This window comes from Kitasatospora sp. NPDC041988 (assembly GCF_055588525.1).
The window spans coordinates 103,995-120,700 of the sequence record NZ_JBVJCO010000001.1 but is presented as its reverse complement, the minus strand read 5'-3'; the positions used below and the strand labels follow the sequence as shown (position 1 = coordinate 120,700).

2 protein-coding genes (1 of these 2 only partly in view) are annotated in these 16,706 nt (G+C 76.4%); both read right to left on the bottom strand.

Annotated elements, in window-relative coordinates:
• Nucleotides 1-140 precede the first annotated feature (140 nt).
• Nucleotides 141-1,133: an LnmK family bifunctional acyltransferase/decarboxylase gene (locus tag ACZ6NC_RS00420; RefSeq protein ID WP_465727365.1), complete on the bottom strand. Its 993-nt coding sequence runs from the start codon at nucleotides 1,131-1,133 to the stop codon at nucleotides 141-143.
• Nucleotides 1,130-16,706: the 3' portion of an SDR family NAD(P)-dependent oxidoreductase gene (locus ACZ6NC_RS00415; protein WP_465727363.1), read on the bottom strand. Its footprint extends 5,024 nt past the window's final position; the window shows 15,577 of its 20,601 coding nt (coding positions 5,025-20,601); the start codon falls outside the window, past its right edge; it ends in the stop codon at nucleotides 1,130-1,132. Before ACZ6NC_RS00415 ends, ACZ6NC_RS00420 begins: the two co-directional genes overlap by 4 nt.

Here is a 16,706-nt window from a genome sequence, read left to right as displayed (position 1 = left end):
TGCTTTGGTTTGTTGGCGGCGGGCGATCTCCGGGGATTCAGGGAGGGGCGGGGGGCGGGGGATCTCTTGGGGCGGTTTTGGCTGGCCCCGGGCCCGGCCCGCCTCGTGCGCGGCGCGCCGCGCGCCGTCCTGCTCGCTGTTCATTCTGTCTCCTCAAGGTCCCGCAGCACCCGCTGGGTGCTGACGGCGATCAGGTCCGCGCTGTGCGCGTCGCGGACCACGACGTCGACGAGCTCCTCGCGCGGGTCGGCCACTGCGGCCCGGACGGTGACGGCGATCTCGAACTCGCTGTCCGGTTCGGCGTTGCCGACGTAGCAGAGCTGCTGGTCGACCGTCCGGCGCCGCAGGAACGACCGGTCGCTGCGGCCCAGCGCGCGCCACTGGCGCAGCACCGCCTGGTCGACGAAGGAGAAGTAGGACGCGAAGTAGACGAGTCCGACGCCGTTGAGGTCCCGGGTGATGTCGATGCCGTACCGGGTGGTGAAGCCCTGGGCGACGGTGCGGTACTCCCCCGCCGTGTCCTCCTGGAAGGTCAGCACGCGCCGGGCGCGGCCGTAGAGCGGGCGGGGCGAGTACTCCTCGGGCAGGGCGGGCAGCCGGGTGTGGTGGAAGTCCGGCGGCGAGGCCGGCACCAGGCCCCGGTTGCTGTCGGCGTGCCGGCGGCTGACCCAGCGGTTGAAGTTCTCCACGTGCAGGCAGCCGGGCGCCGGGCCGCGGTGGAAGGCGGCCGGGTCCCAGGGCTCGGGCGGGTCGCCGGCGGCGGTGGTCGAGGAGATCCGGTGGACGGTCAGCACCGACTCGCTGCCGAAGTCGAACGAGCGGGAGAGCACGTCGAGTTCGTCGCCGAAGGTGGGGCTGCGCAGGTGGAAGTCCCGGCTGCCGCGCACCCGGTAGTAGAAGAACGCGAGGTAGGCCGGGTCTCCCCCGGCGCCCTTGGCCGCGAGGACGTCGGTGTCGCAGAGCGCGCCGACGGTCTCCCAGGTCCAGTCCCCGACCTGGCCGAGGAAGAGCGAGTTGTGGCCGCACATGGCGGGCGAGACGGTGATCCGGCGGCGGACGGTGCCGGGGTCCAGCACCTGGAAGGGGGCGTGGGCGGCGCTGGGGGCCGGGGAGTGGGCGGGGGTCGGGTTCATCGGGTGGTCTCCGGTCGGCCGGCCGCGTCGATGCCGGCCAGGAAGTCGGCGAGGACCTGGTTGAAGCGCTCCGCGGCGGTGAGGCTGGGGAAGTGTCCGGCGTCCTCGAACTCGTGGAAGCGGACGTCGGGCAGGGTGCCGTGCAGCAGGTGACCGGTCTTCAGCGGGACGACCGTGTCGTGGCGGCCGTGCACGATCAGCGCGGGCGCCGTGAGGCCGGGGAGCCCGGGCAGCAGGTTCGTCGCGAGGTCGAACTCGTCGAGGTAGCGCAGCCCGATCCGGGCGTCGAGGCTCTCGCAGCGCAACAGCAGCTCCTCGTGGCCCTGGCGGTGGCCGGCGATCGGCGCGGTGCCGGGCTGGGCCAGCAGGTGGTCGAAGTCCTCCCGGGCGACGAGGGCCAGGCGGTTCATCTCGCCCTGCCGGTTGCCGATCCGGTAGGACCCGCCGATCAGGGTCAGCGAGGCGACGTCGTGCGGGTGGCGCAGCGCGAGGGACATCGCGGGCAGCGCGCCGAAGGAGGCGCCGGCCAGGTGGACCGGGCCCCGGACGTCCAGGGTGTCGAGCGTGCGGCGCAGCAGTTCGGCCAGGCCCTCCACCGACAGGTCGGCGGCGGCCGTCGTCGCACCGACGCCCGAGTGGTGCACGGAGATGACCTGGTGGCGGTCGGCCAGGGCGGCGAACTGCGGGCCGAAGAAGCCGGCGCCGATGTTGAAGGGGTGCAGCAGGACCAGCGGGCTGCCCCCGCCGGCGGTGAACACCTCGACGTCGCCCTCGCTCAGGGCGACCAGGTGACGCTGCACGTCCGGCTGGTGCTCGCGCAGGACGGCGTGGTTGTCGCTCAGCGGCCGGTGGCCCTCGTCCAGCGCGGCGCGGACGTCGGCCGGGAGGGCGGCGGCCGGGTGGTAGGCGGCGGTCGCCGGGTGCGCGGCGGCGCCGGGCCCGTCGGCCGGGACGAGCAGCGGGGCCGGGCCCCCGTCGCGGTGCAGTGCCGCCAGCCGGCGGCCGGCCTCCGCCGCCCGCTCGGTCCCGAGGCCGAGCGGCACGGCCAGCCGGACCAGCGCTGCGCCCGCGTCCGGGTCGGTGGCCAGGTGCGGGGCGGCCCGGACACCGGTGTGGCGGTAGCTCCAGGCCAGCCAGTCGGCCGCCGGGTTGGGTGAGCGGTCGGCCCCGGGCAGCCGGGCCGCGTCGATCAGCACGCAGTGGGCGCCGGCCGCCACCACCGGCAGGCCGGCGTCGGCGAGGATCCGCCGCAACTCGCGGACGGCGGCCATCCGTTCGGCCACGGCGGCGGCCGAGCGCTCGCGGTCGGCCAGGGCCGCGGCCATCAGCCGGCGCTGGGCGACGCCCGGCTCGCGGCCGCGCCGCATGACGTCCTCGTGGAGCAGCTCGGCGAGCCGGCTGTCGTCGGTGGCGACGATCCCGCCGTGGTCGATGCCGAAGTCCTTGGACAGGCCGAGGGTGACGGCGGTGGCCAGGGCGAGGATCTCCTCCGCGACCTCCCACACCTTGCGGCCCCGCTCGCCGTCCTCGTGCTCGGCGACGAAGGCCGCGTTCTCCAGCACGCGCGTCGCGTCCAGGACGAGCGGCACCCCGTGGGCGTCCGCGGCGGCCCGGACCCGGCGCAGGTTGGCCAGCGACAGCGGGAGCCCGCCGAGCGCGTTGGTGCTGGTCTCCACGCAGACGAAGGAGACCGTGCCCGGGTTGGCGGCGAGCGCCCGCTCCAGCGCGTCGACGTCCACGTCCCCCCAGAGCGGCTGCGCCCCGTTCGAGGCGGCGGCCGGGACGACCAGCGGGGCGAAGCCGTGGTCGATCTGGCTCAGCGCCCAGGTCGGGAAGAGCGCGTTCTGCACCACCAGCCCGCGCCGGCCGGGCCAGGCCCGGCAGAGCAGGGCCTCGGCGGAGCGGCCCCGCAGGGTCGGCACGACGTACCGGAAGGGCAGCAGGGCCGCGAGGTCCTCGGCCGGGCCTGGCCGGGCGGCCGTCTGCGCGCGCAACGCGGCCATGCCCTCGGCCACGTAGGCGGTGTCGAGTTCCGTCCAGGAGTCGGTGACGAGGTCGATGTCGGCCTCGCCGGAGTCCAGCAGCAGCGGGTTGTGGCCGTGGGCGGCCAGGCGCCGCGCCCGTTCGGCGGCGGCCTCGGTGACGAAGGCCTCGGTGACGGCGGCCTCGGCGACGACGGCGGGGTGCGGGGCGGGCGGCGGGGCCGTCGGGCGGGCGGGCGCCCGGGTCGGGAGCGGGGCCGGGACGGGCACCGGGACGTGGGTCGGTGCGGGGACGTGAGTAGGTGCGGGGGCCGGACGGGCGGTCGCTGCCCGGGCGGCCGGGGGCCGGCCCGCCGCGACCTCGGGGTTGGCGATCATCAGGATGAGCTCGCCGACGTCGGTCGGCTCCCCGTCGGCCGGCCGGCACAGGTAGACGGGCAGGTTGACCGGCCGGAACTTGTTCTTGAAGCGGAAGTTCCCGTCCCCCGTGAACACCTCGGCGGCGCGCAGCTCGGCCAGCGCCTGCTCGGCCGCCGGCTCGGCGTTCGGCGAGGAGCAGAGCCGCACGCCGAGGCTCGCCCCGAAGCTGAACATCGTGCAACCCTCCTCGGCGAGCAGCTCCACGATCCGCACGATCGTGTACTCCAGGCCGCCCTTCGGCGTCTGCTCGGAGTAGAACTCCAGGTCCAGCAGGTAGCCGTTCTCGGACGGGATCCGGGTGACGATGACCGCGCTGCACAGCTGTCCCCCGGAGTGTGTGAGGAACATCCGGTGCCGTTCGGCGAGCACCCCGCGGCTGATCTCGTCCCGCACGGTGGCCACATACGGATTGACCATGTCCTTGGTGGCGCACCAGCCGTCGATCAGCCCGGCGATCGCGGTGTCGGTGGCCGGGTCGGACCCGACCCGGTACTCGCGCACGCCCGCCCCGGGCATCCGCGCGAAGCGCTGCACCATGTAGCGCAGGCGCTGCATCCGGGCGCCCGAGAGGCTGAACTCCTGGATGGACTCCATCCGCTGGACCACACCGAAGGGCGTGGCCGAGTACGCGCGCCCGCCCACCTCCGTCAGCCGCACCATGGAGAGCAGGTTGGGCTTCAGCCCGTGGCCCTCCGCGTGCTCGGTGTACTCGCGGGTCAGCTCCGCGAGGTCCTGCTCCGAGCCGACGTAGCTCCACGCCAGCAGCGAGCCGTCCCGCTGGGAGAAGTTGAAGTAGGCGCTGCGGGCCGAGCCGAGGAAGACCAGCGGCGCGATGTCCCGGCCCGGCAGGCCGCCCTCCTTGGCGTGCCGGCGGTCCAGCTCCGCGATCACCGCGGCGATCTCCGGACGGTCCGCCAGCTCACGCTTGCGCACCACCACCGGGCCGCCGACCGCGGGCTCGGCCGCGAGGTCCGGCGCCGGGCCGCCGGCGGGGGCGGGGGCCGGCGCGGCCAGCAGGGCGGCCGCCGCGGCGCCGTGCGCCGCGGACAGGTGGCCGGCCAGCGCGCCCACCGTGGGGTGGTCGAACAGCAGGGACTTGCGCTGCGGACCGAACCGCCGCTCCAGCGCGGCGACGACCCTCAGCATGTCGAAGGAGGTGAAGCCCTGGTCGGCGAAGCCCGCCCCTGGGTCGACGGCTCGGTCGACCGTCGCCTCGATGAAGCCGGCGAGTTGAGTGTCCGTCAGATCACCTTCTCCGGTGTGGTGTTGTTCCAGGACGACGGGGGTGGCACGGGTGACGGGGGCCGTGGGGGCGGCAGGGGCGGCGCGGGTGACAGGGGCGGCGGGGGCGGCGGGGAGCGAGGCGATCGCGGCGGCGACGCCGGCGCTCAACAGCTCGACGGAGTCCTGCTCGTAGAGCTCGGCCGCCTTGAGGTCCAGGCTGTAGGTCTCGTTGAGCATCCGGGCCAGGTCCATCCGGAAGACCGAGTCCAGCCCCAGCTCGCCGAAGGGCTGGTCGGCGGGGAGCTCCTCCTCGGGGATGCCGAGGATGTCGGAGAGCAGCGAGGTGACGGTCCGCCGGATCTCCGGGAGCCCGACGCCGGGCGCGGCGGGAGCCACGGGGGCCACGGGGGCCATGGAAGGTACGGGGCTGGGGGCGGGCAAGGGCGCGGGGGCCGGGGCAGGGGCGGGCTCGGCTGCGCGGGGCTCGGGCTCCGGGCCGGTGGGCGCGGCGAGCGGGGGCAGCTTCACCCTCCCCCGGGCGGGCGCAGCGGGTACCGGCGTGCGGCGGTCGGCCGGGGCCCGCACGGGCGACGGCGCCGCGGACGAGGACGGTGACGCTTCGATGGTGGCCTCCAGACTCGGTTGCGGTGCGCCGGCGGCGAACCAGTGACGGGTCCCGGCGAAGGGAACAGCGGGCAGCGGGGTGCGGCGCGGCAGCGGCCCGGCCCAGAGGCGGGCCCAGTCGACCGCGGCGCCCTCCACCCAGGCACGGGCCTGCCCGTCGAGGTCCGCGTGGCTGTCGAGGTCCGCGTGGCTGTCGAGGTCCACGTGGTCACGATCCACGTGGTCACGATCCACGTGGTCGCGGTCCGCAGGGTCACGGTCCGCATGGCTGCGGTCCACGTGACCGAGGTCCGCGGGGCCGGCAACGCTCTCGTGGTCGCGGACCGCCCGGGCGGCCCGGCGGGCGGTGCCACGGTGGGCACCGGACGGGCAGGTGCCCCCGGCCGCCGCACGCAGCCCGTGCACCAGCTCGGCCCGGTCGCGCACCACCAGGGCGAGACGCTCGGGCCACTCCTCGCGCCCGGTCTGCAGGGTGCGGGCAACTGCCGCGAGCGCGGGCTCGCGAAGCTCCAGGTGGTCGGCCAACAGGCCCGCGTACTCCTGGAGTTGCGCGGCGGTGGGTGCGGACAGCACCACCAGGCGCGGGCTGCCGTCGTCGGCGGCGGGGACCGGCCGGGGCCGGGGCGACTCCAGCACCACGTGGGCGTTGGTGCCGCCGAAGCCGAACGAGCTCACCCCCGCGCACCGCACGGGCACGCCGTCGGCGCCGGCCGTACCCTCCCACCGGAGCGGACCGTCGACGATCCGCAGCGGTGTCCCGGCCAGCCGGATGTGCGGGTTGAGCCGCTCCAGGTGCAGGTGGGGCGGGAGTTCGCGGTGCTCCAGGCCGAGCAGCACCTTGATCACCCCCGCGATGCCCGCCGCCGCCTCCAGGTGGCCGATGTTGGTTTTCACCGATCCGACCGCGATGTGCGGACGGTCGGGCAGCTCCCGGCCCCGGTCGGCGTAGAGCGTCGCGAGGGCCTGCTTGATGCCCTCGATCTCCACCGGGTCGCCGAGGCTGGTCCCGGTGCCGTGCGCCTCCAGGTACCCCAGCAGGTCGGGATCGGTACCGGCCGCGCGGTGTGCCTGCACCAGGACCCGGGCCTGGGCCTCCGGATTGGGCGCGGTCAGCGAGCCGGCGCGGCCGCCGTGGCCGACCGCCGACCCGGTGACCACGCCGTAGACGTGGTCACCGTCGGCGAGCGCCCGCTCCAGCGGCTTGAGCAGGACGACCCCGCAGCCCTCGCCCCGCACGTAGCCGTCGGCCCCGGCGTCGAAGGTCTTGCAGCGGCCGTCGGCGCTGAGCATCCCGGACTGCCGGAAGGCGCTGAACAGCGCCGGACTGAGCAGCACGTTGACCCCGCCGACCAGGGCCTGCTCGCACTCCCCCGCCGCCAGCGCCCCGACCGCCCGGTGGATCGCCACCAGCGAACTGGAGCAGGCGGTGTCCACCGACTCGCTCGGCCCGTGCAGGTCCATCAGGTAGGAGACCCGGTTGGCGAGGACGGCGTGCGCGACACCGGTGGCGCTGTGCGCCTCCACCGTGACGGCGGCTTTGCCGAGCAGGTCGGCGTAATCGGAGGTCGAGACGCCCGCGAACAGGCCTGTCGCGGTGCCCGCGAGGTCGGACGGGCGGTAGCCGGCGTCCCAGACGGCCCGCCAGGCGGTCTCCAGGAACAGCCGCTGCTGCGGGTCCATCAGGGCAGCCTCGCGCGGGGCGATGCCGAAGAAGCGGGTGTCGAACCGGCCCACGTCGGCGAGGAACCCGGCCCGGAAGGGGGCCGGCCCCGCCGCCCGGCCGAGCTCGGCGCGGTCCGGCGGCACGTCGGTCACGAGGTCCCGGCCGGCCATCAGGTGGTCCCAGAACTGCGCCGTGCCGGCGGAGCCTGGCAGCACCGCCGCCATGCCGACCACCGCCACCGGGAGCGGCCGGGCGCCGGAGGGCCGTGGTGCGGGGGCGGGTGTGGGCTCGGGAGCAGGCGCCGCCGCGGCCACCGAGGCGGCGGGCTGCGCTGCGGCGGCGGGCTCGGCGGTGACGGCGGGCTCAGCGGTGACGGCGGGCTCGGCGGTGACGGCGACCGGCTGCGGCGTCTCCCGTCGTTCCGGAGCGGGCTGCGGCTCTACCGGGGCGGGGAGGGGCTGCGGCCGGTGGCGCGCCGCGACCTCACCGGCGTGGTGGCGGACCAGGTGGACCGCGAACGAGGCCAGGTCGGGGCACTCGAAGAGGACGGTCGGCAGCAGGTCGAGGCCGTAGAGCTCGTTCACCTGGTTGATCAGTTCGGTCAGCGTGAGGGAGTCGAACCCGAGCTCCAGCAGCTGGTCGTCCACGTTGACGTCCTCGGGCTCGACCAGGAGGAACCCGGCGGCCATCGCCCGCAGTTCGCGCTCCACCTCGGCCGTCGGCACCTCCTCGTGCGCCGGCGCCTGCCCGGCCGCCGGTGCCTGCCCAGTCGCCGGTGCCTGCCCGGGGGCGCGTGCCTCCTCGGGTGCACGTGCCTCCTCGGGGGCACGTGCCTCCTCGGGGACGGGCAGGGGGGCCGGCCGCTGGACGACCGTGACCCGGGTCTCCCGGCCGCCCAGGGCCGACTCCAGCGCCCGCAGCCCGTTGGCGGTGCTCATCGGCGCCATGTCCCAGCGGCGGGCGAGCAGCTCCCGGGTGGCGGCGTCCACGCTCATGCCGCCGTCCTCCCAGAGCGGCCACGCGATCGAGACGGTGTGCCCGGCGCGCAGGCCGGCCGCGTGCCGCTGGGCCCGCTGCTCGGCGAACTCGTCGAGAAAGGCGTTGGCATAGGCGTAGTCGAGCTGGCCCGGGTTGCCGCTGTAGGCCACAACGGAGGAGTAGAGGGCGAAGAAGTCGAGCGGCTGGCCGAGCGTCGCCTCGTCGAGTGCCAGCACACCGGCCGTCTTCGGGGCGAGCACGGCATCGAGGTCCGCCCGGTTCTTGGTCACCGCGCGGGCGTCACGGGTGACCCCGGCCGCGTGCACGACACCGCGTAGCGGGCCGTACTGCGTGACCGCCTCGGCGACCAGCCGGCGCATCCCGTCCCCGTCCGCGACATCGGCGCGCAGGTAGCGGACGGTACCGGTGCCCCGGTCGAGCTCGTCCACCCGGGCCTGGCGCCGGGGGTCCAGCGCGGAGCGGCCCACCAGCAGGACGGTCACCCGCGCGCGGGAGGTCAGCAGCCGGGCGGTGTGCAGGCCGAGCGGCCCGGCGCCGCCGGTGACCAGGTAGACGCCGTCCGGGCGCGGCCGCAACTCGGCTGCGGGCGCGGGCATGTGGTCGAGCAGGCCTCTCAACTGCCGCTCGCCGCCCTGGTAGCGGACCTCGGCGACGGCGCCGGGCCGGCACCCGGCCAGCTCCGCCACCAGCCGGGCGGCCCGCTGCTCGGGCGGTGCCACCGCGTCGGCCCCCTCGAAGGCCACCCGGGCGGCGCCCAGCCGGCTGTGCTCCAGCGCCAGGCTGCGCAGCGCGGCGCCGACGGCCGCGTCCTGCGGCCGGGACGACGGGGTGGGGGCGGTGAACCCGTAGACCACCCAGAGGTCGCGCGGGGCCCCCGTCCGGGCGAGCAGGGCCGTGCTGAGCGCGACCAGGGCGTGGAAGCCTCGGTCGAGACCGGTCGACAGGTCGTCACCGCCTTGGCCGGCCGCGCCCTCGGGGGCGCAGAACACCAGGCCGTCCGGCTCCAGGCCGCGCTCGGCGAGATCCGCCACGAGCCGCCGGCACTGCTCCCGGTCGGTGAGCGCCAGACGGTAGCCGCCCGTGTCGTCGGTGCGGGCGTAGTCCGGGGCAGGGGCGAGTGCGACGACCTGCACCCCGTCGGCGGCGAACCGCCCGGCCAGCGCCTCGGCCGGCCCGGGTTCCTCGGCGGCGACCAGCACCACGCGCGGCGCCGGGGCACCGACCACCGGTTCCGGCGCGGGCACCGGCTCCCAGACCGGGCGGGCGAAGTGCAGCAGGGCCTCCTCGCCCGGCTGCTCGGGGTCGCTCTGCGCGTCGGGGGCCTGCGGTGCTTCCTCGCCGAGGCCCGGCTGCGGCGTGGCGTCCGTCGCGGGGTCTTCCCCGACCTCCCCGACCTCCCCGGTGGCCACGGCGGCCCCTGCGGCCCCTGCGGCGGACGGCTCGGCCAGCCAGTAGCGGGCGCGGTCGAAGGGGTACGTCGGGAAGGCGGTGCGGCGCGGCCGGGGGCCGGACCAGAGCGTGCGCCAGTCCACCTCGGCCCCGGCCAGCCAGGCCGCCACGGCCGCCGCGCGGTCCGCGCCGTCCCGGAGCGGTGCGGCGGTGCGGGCGGCGGTGCCCGTCCGGACGCCGGGGGCCGGGCGCCCCTCGGCGAAGGCGCGCAGGCCCTCGGCCAGGGCGGGCAGGCTGTCGGCCAGCACGACCAGCCGCTCCGTCAGCTCCCGGCGTCCGGTCTGGCTGCTCCAGGCGAGCGAGCGCAGGGTCGGCGCGTCGTCGCCGGCCCCCGTCCACGTCCCGGCCCCGGTCACGGCCGCCACATGGTCCGCGACCCGGCCGGCGAGCACGGCCAGCCGCTCCCGCGTCCGGGCGGACAGGACGAAGACCTCCTCCTGCCCGGCGGGCTCGGGGGCGCTCACCGGCGCGTCCGCGCCCAGGTACTCCTCCAGCACCAGGTGGACGTTGGCCCCGCCGGCGCCGAACGAGCTCACGCCCGCCCGGCGCGGCTGGGCACCCGCCCGCCCGTCCTGGTCCGCCGCGGGCCGGGGCCACGGGGCGGCTTCGGTCAGCGGCCGGAACGGCGAGGTGTCGAAGTCGATCCTCGGGTTGATCCGCTCCAGGTTGGCGCTCGGGTAGAGCACGCCGTCCCGGAGTTGCAGCAGCACCTTCGTCAGCCCGGCGATCCCGGCCGCGCCCTCCAGATGGCCGATGTTGGCCTTGACCGAGCCGATCGCGACCGGCGGACCGTCCCAGCCGGTACCCGCCTGCCCGTCGGGCGCGGCGCCGAAGGCCCGGGCGAGCGCGGCCACCTCGATCGGGTCCCCCAGCGCGGTGCCGGTGCCGTGGGCCTCCAGATAGCCGACGGTGTGCGGGTCGACCCCGGCCGCGGCGAGCGTCCCGGCCACCAGATCGGCCTGCGCGTTGGGGTTCGGGACGGTGTAACCGCTGGTCTTGCCGCCCGCGTTGGCGCGGCTGCCCTTGATGACGGCCCAGATCCGGTCACCGTCGGCCACCGCGTCCGCCAGCGGCTTGAGCAGGACGGCGCCCACCCCCTCGCCGGGGACGTAGCCGTCCGCGGCGGCGTCGAACGTCCGGCAGGCGTCGCCGCCGGCCAGCATGCCGCGGGCCGACAGCGCGACCAGGTGGGCCGGGTGCAGGATCAGGTTGACGCCGCCGGCGACGGCCATCCGGCACTCGCCCCGGCGCAGGCTCTCGCAGGCCAGGTGAACGGCGGTCAGCGAGGACGAGCAGGCCGAGTCGACCGCGAAGCTGGGCCCGGTCAGGTCGAAGTGGTAGCTGGCCCGGTTGGCCACCGACCAGTACGCCGAGTGCGCGGCCCCGAACTCGCCCCGGGGCCAGCCGGAGGCCGCCGCGACCTGGCCGTACGAGCCGTACATCAGGCCGACGAAGACGCCGGTCTCCGGGACCCGGGTGTGCGCGCCGAGATAGCCGGTCTCCTCCAGGAGGTTCCAGCAGGTCTCCAGGAACAGCCGCTCCTGCGGGTCGATCGCGGCCGCCTCGCGCGGCAGGATGCCGAACAGCTGCGGGTCGAACTCGTCGACGCCGTCCAGGAATCCGGCCCACCGGCCGTAGCTGCGGTTCGGCCGGCCGCGTTGGGGGTCGAAGTGCTCCCGCCAGTCCCAGCGGTCGGCCGGCACCTCGGTGATGTGGGCGGCACCGGCGGCGAGGTTGCGGGCGAAGGTGTCGAGATCCGGGGCGCCCGGGTAGCGGCCGGTGACACCGACGACCGCGATGTCGAGGCTGCCGTCGCGGGCCCGCTCCTCACGGGCCTGCTCCTCACGGGCCTGGTCTTCGCCCGCGTCCTGTGCGGCCGCCGGGCGCACCGCCTCCGTTCCCGTCACCGCGTCGGCCGGCTCCGGTGCCTGCTGCGTGTCGGCGGGGGCAGCCGTGGCGAGCGGCTCGGGGCCCGCCCCCGTGCGGGTGAGGACGGCGGTCAGCGGCTCCGGCCGGACGGCGAGGAGGTGGGCGGCGAGCCGCTCGATCGTCGCGTGCTCGAACAGCAGGGTCGCCGGGAGCTCGCCAAGGTCGGCGGCGAGCCGTTCGACGATCTCGGCGCCGATCAGCGAGTCGATGCCGAAGGTCTCCAGGGTGTCCCGGTCGGTGAGTTCGTCCTCCTCGCACTTGAGGACCCCGGCGAAGACCCGCTTGAGGTGATCGCGGGCCCGGCGCTCCAGGTCCGCGTCGGCCGTCGCCGGGACCATCGGGGCAGGCTCCGGGGCCGGGACCACGGCCGCCGGGGCCGGGGCACCGGTGAGCGGCATGCCGTGCCCGGCCAGCCGGGCCGGGTCGGCCTTGATGACCAGCGCCTGCCCGGCCCCGCCGGAGAGCACGCGCTCCAGCGCCGAGGCGCCCTCCGCCGGGTCGATGGAGCCGACGCCCAGGGCCGCGAACGAGCGCTGGTGGTGCGCGGTGGCCACGGCGCCGACGCTCCCCCAGAAGCCCCAGTTCACCACCGACACCGGGAAGGCGCAGCGGCTGCGGGCCGACCAGACGCAGGCGTCCTCGAAGGTCGCGGCCGCCGCGTAGTTGGCCTGTCCGGGCGAGGCCACGAAGGAGGCCGCGGAGGAGAAGAAGACGCAGAAGTCGGGCTGCTCCCCGGCGAGTGCCCCGACCAGGACGGTGGCGCCGGCCGCCTTGGGGGCGAACACCCGGGTGAACTCCACCTCCGTCATCCGGGCGAGCGGGACGTCGCGCAGCTCACCGGCAGCGTGCAGGACGCCGTGCAGGGCGCCGAAGGAGTCGCGGGCCTCGGCCACCGCGGCCCGGACGGCGTCCGGGTCGGTGACGTCGCCGCGGACGTAACGGACCTCGCCGCCCAGCCGGGCGATCTCGGCCGCCCGGGCCGTCACCTGCGGGTCGTCGGCGGGCCGGCGGCCGAGCCAGACCAGCCGGGCGCCGTACGCGGCGGCGAGGTGCCGGCTCACCGCGCCGCCCAGGCCGCCGGTCCCGCCGGCCACCAGGTAGACACCGCCCTTGCGCAGACGCGGACCGGCGTCCCCGGTGGCGGCGTCCGTGGGGAGGGGCGCGGCGAGCGGCTCGAAGCGGCGCAGGTAGCGGTGCTCGCCGCGCAGGGCGACCACGGGGTGTATGCCGTCCTCGGCGGCGATCCGCCGGGCGGTGCGGGAGGGGTCGGCGGCGAGGGCGTCCGGGGTGACGTCCACGCAGTTCACCTGCCAGAGCGGGTGTTCGGCCGCCACCGTGCGGGAGAGCCCGACCAGGCCGGCGCCGTGCGGCTGCACCCGGTCCCCGGGGGTGACCGGCAGGACGCCGTGCACGACGAAGGTCGCGGTCAGCGGGCGGGCCGCCTGGCCCACCCGGAGCAGTTGCTTGAGCAGGTAGAAGGCGGCCAGGGTGACCGGGTCGCCGCAGGGCGCGGTGTCGGCCGGCTCCGGGACGGCGCCCGCGCGGCCGGCGAGCACGTAGAGCGCGTCGAACGGGCCGGGGACGGGTGCGGCGCCGCCCAGCGGGATACGGACCACCTCGTCGTCCGGGTGCAGCGCGGCCAGCGCGTCGGCGAGCGGGCCGTCCCCCTCCGCGTGGGCCAGGGCGACCCGGCGGCCGCCGCCGGCCGGCGGCCGCTCGCCCGGTCCGGCGTCCTCGGACCAGCTCGGCCGGCAGACCAGCAGCGGGTACTCGGGGGTGGCACCGGCGGCGGGCGCGGCCGCCGGTTCGGGCGCGCCCGGGGAGCGTCCGGGGGCCTGCGCGCCGGGCCGGACCGGGGAGGTGACGGAGGCCGGGGCGGTGACCGATGCCGGGACTGTGACGGGCGCCGGGGCGGTGACCGACGCCGGGGCGGTGGTCCAGTGGCTGGTCCGCGCGAAGGGGTAGCCGGGCAACGGCACGTTGCGGCGCGGCCGGTGGGCGTGCGCGGCGGCCCAGTCCACCTCGCGGCCCGCCAGGTACTCCTCGGCGAGCCGCCACAGCCGCTCGCCGTGGCCGTCGGTGGCCGGGCGGCCGCCGCCGAGGAACTCCTCGGCCTGTTCGCGCAGTTCGGCCGTGCTCCGGACCACGAAGGCGGCCCGGGCCGGGAAGTGCGCGCGGGAGAGCGCGAGCGTGCGGGCGGTGTCCTCCAGGTCGTGCTGCTCCGTCAGCCACCCGGCCAGCCCGCGGACCCGGTCGTGCAGGGCGCCGGCCGTGCGCGCGGAGACCGGCAGGACGACGGCCTGCCCGGACGGGCCGGCGGCGGGCGCGGCCTGCGGCGGCGCCTCGGCCAGCACCACGTGCGCGTTGGTCCCGCTGAAGCCGAAGCTGCTCACCGCGCCGGCCCGCCGCCCGGACGGACCCGGGAGCCAGGGCACCGCGGCGGTGGCGACCCGGAACGGCCCGCCGTCGAAGTCGATCACGGGGTTGGCCTGCTCGAAGTTGAGCGACGGTGCGATCACCCCCGCACGGAGCCCGAGCACCACCTTGATGAATCCGGCGATGCCCGACGCCAGGGTGGTGTGCCCGATGTTGGACTTCACCGAGCCCAGGTAGCAGACGCCGGCCTGCCCGGCCCGGTCGCGGAAGACCCGGGTGAGGGCCTTCACCTCGATCGGGTCGCCCAGCACCGTGCCGGTGCCGTGCGCCTCCACGTACCCGACCTCGTCCGGGGCGAGGCCGGCCCGCCGGTGGACGTCCGCCAGGAGCGCGGCCTGGGAGTCGGCGCTGGGCGCGGTGATGCCGTTGGTCCGGCCGTCGCTGTTGGTGCCGGTGGCCTTGATCACCGCGTACACGGTGTCGCCGTCGGCCAGCGCGCGCTCCAGCGGCTTGAGCACCACGGCGCCGACACCCTCACCGAGGACGATGCCGTCGGCCGAGGCGTCGAAGGGGGCGCAGCGTCCGGTGGGCGACAGCATGCCGGTGCGGCTGGTCCAGACGTGCATCCGGGGGGTCAGCATCACCGCGACGCCGCCCGCGACGGCGGTGTCGCAGTCGCCGGCGCGGATGGCCGCCACGGCCTGGTGCACGGCCACCAGGGAGGAGGAGCAGGCGGTGTCGATGGCGACGGCCGGGCCGCCGAGGTTGAGGTGGTAGGCGATCCGGGCGGCCAGGATGGAGGGCGCGTTGCCGAGGAACGCCTGACCAGTGCCGTCCTGGCCGTTCTCCTCCAGCAGGCGCAGGTAGTCGCCCGCGCCGGAGCCCACGAACACCCCGCAGCGGGCCCGTTCGGTGCCGGGCAGTGCGTAGCCCGCGTCCTCCAGGGCCGACCACGCCTCCTGGAGGAAGAGCCGCTGCTGGGGGTCCATCAGCTCGGCTTCCATCGGGGAGAGGTGGAAGAAGGAGGCGTCGAACCGGTCGACGTCGTCGAGCAGGGCGGCCCACTTGCTGTAGGTGCGGCCCTCGGCCCGCTGGTCGGGGTCGAAGTGCTCGGCGACGTCCCAGCGTTCGGCGGGGACCTCACGGATGCTGCTGCGGCCGGCGACCAGGTTGGACCAGAAGGTGGTGAGGTCGGGGGCGTCGGGGAAGCGGCCGGACATGCCGATCACGGCGATGTCCACCGGCCCCGCCGGCTCGGGCCGGGCGACGGAGGGGGTGACGGGCGGGACGGCGGGCAGGGTGACGGGCGGGACGGCGGCGGGGCCGGCCGCGGGTGCGGATGCGGACGCGCCGGCCGATGCGGGTGCGGACGCGGTCCTGCCGGGGACCGGGGCGAGGACCACCTGCCCGGGACCGGCCAGGGGCCCGGGCGCGTCCTGGGGCATGCCCTGAGGCACGTCCTGGGGCGAGTCCTGCGGCCCGGCGGCCCCCGTGGGGCGGAGCTGCAGCGGGGGCGGTGAGCCGGCCGACCGGCCCTGCGATGGCCCGTCACCGGGCCGGTCGGCCGGGGTCTGTGGGGGAACGGCCTGCCCGGCGGCCTGCGCGGCGGCCGACGGGGCAGCCGGGCGGACGGCGGCGGCGTGCAGGGCGCGGCCCCGGGCGGATTCGGCGCCGACGAAGTCGGCCAGCCGGTCCAGCGTCGGGTGGTCGTAGACCGCCACCGAGTCCAGGTCGAGGCCGAAGTGCTGGTTGACGTCGCGGACGATCTCGACCGCCCCGAGCGAGTCGACGCCCATCTCGCTGAAGGTCAGCCGGGCGTCGATCTCGTCCCGGTCGAGGTACAGGTGGCCGCAGAGCGTCTCCATGACCACGGCGACGACCTCGGCGCGGTCCGGTCCCCCGGCCTCCGGCAGCGGGGTCGGCAGCGGGGTCGGCTCCGGCGTCGGGTCAGGTGCCGGGGCCCGGACCGGTGCCGGGGCGTCGGCAGGCGCCCGGGAGGTGGCCGCCGGGGCAGCCGGAGCCGGCGGAGCCGCGCTCGCCGGGTGGGCGTAGCCGCGCACCTTCGCGCTGTGCTCGTGCACGCGGGTCACCGCGTCCTCGCCGAGCACGACACGGTGCAGTTCGGCCTCGCGGGCCACCACCGTGCCGAGTTCGGCGAGGGTGCGGCCGGCCAGCTCGCGTTTGAGGGCGCGCACCGGCAGGGCGGGCTGGGCCGCGACCGCCCGGGCCAGGTCGAGCGCGGCGGGGAGGACCTCGTCCCGTGGCAGGAAGGTGACCTGCGCCCCGCGCCGCTCCAGCTCGGCGCCGCTGAACGGCCTGCCGGTGTAGAACATCTCGGTGGCCAGCGACCGCCCGAACCGGCGCTCCAGCACATAGGTGGCGCCCATGCCGGGGGTGAAGCCGTACTTGAGGAAGCTGGCCGCGTACGTCCCCTCGCGTGCCATCAGCACCAGGTCGGCGTGCAGGCCGAACATCAGCCCGCCGCCGGCCGCGTGCCCGGACATCGCGGCGATCACCGGGCGGTCGCAGGAGAGCAGGCCCTCGTAGAGGAAGGGCACGTCGGTGAAGCTGCCCCGGCCGCCGGCCAGGCGCTCCAGAGCCTCGGGTGTGCCGCCCATGCTGAACGCCGGGCCGCCGCCGGTCAGCACCACGGCCTTGACGCCGTCGTCCGCGCGCAGCTCGGCGAAGGCGGACTCCAGGCCGCGCACGGTCTCCTCGGTGAACATGTTGGTGTCGCCGTGCATGACCACCAGGGCGATACCGGGATCGAGGATCCGCAGCTCGACCGCGGGCCCACCGGCCCCGGGAAGGCCCATTGGCGCCACCGGCTGATCCCCCGTCCGCTGCTGTGCCGTCGACTGCTGTGCTGTCCGCTCCTGCACCGTCGGCTGCTCCGTCTCTGCCATG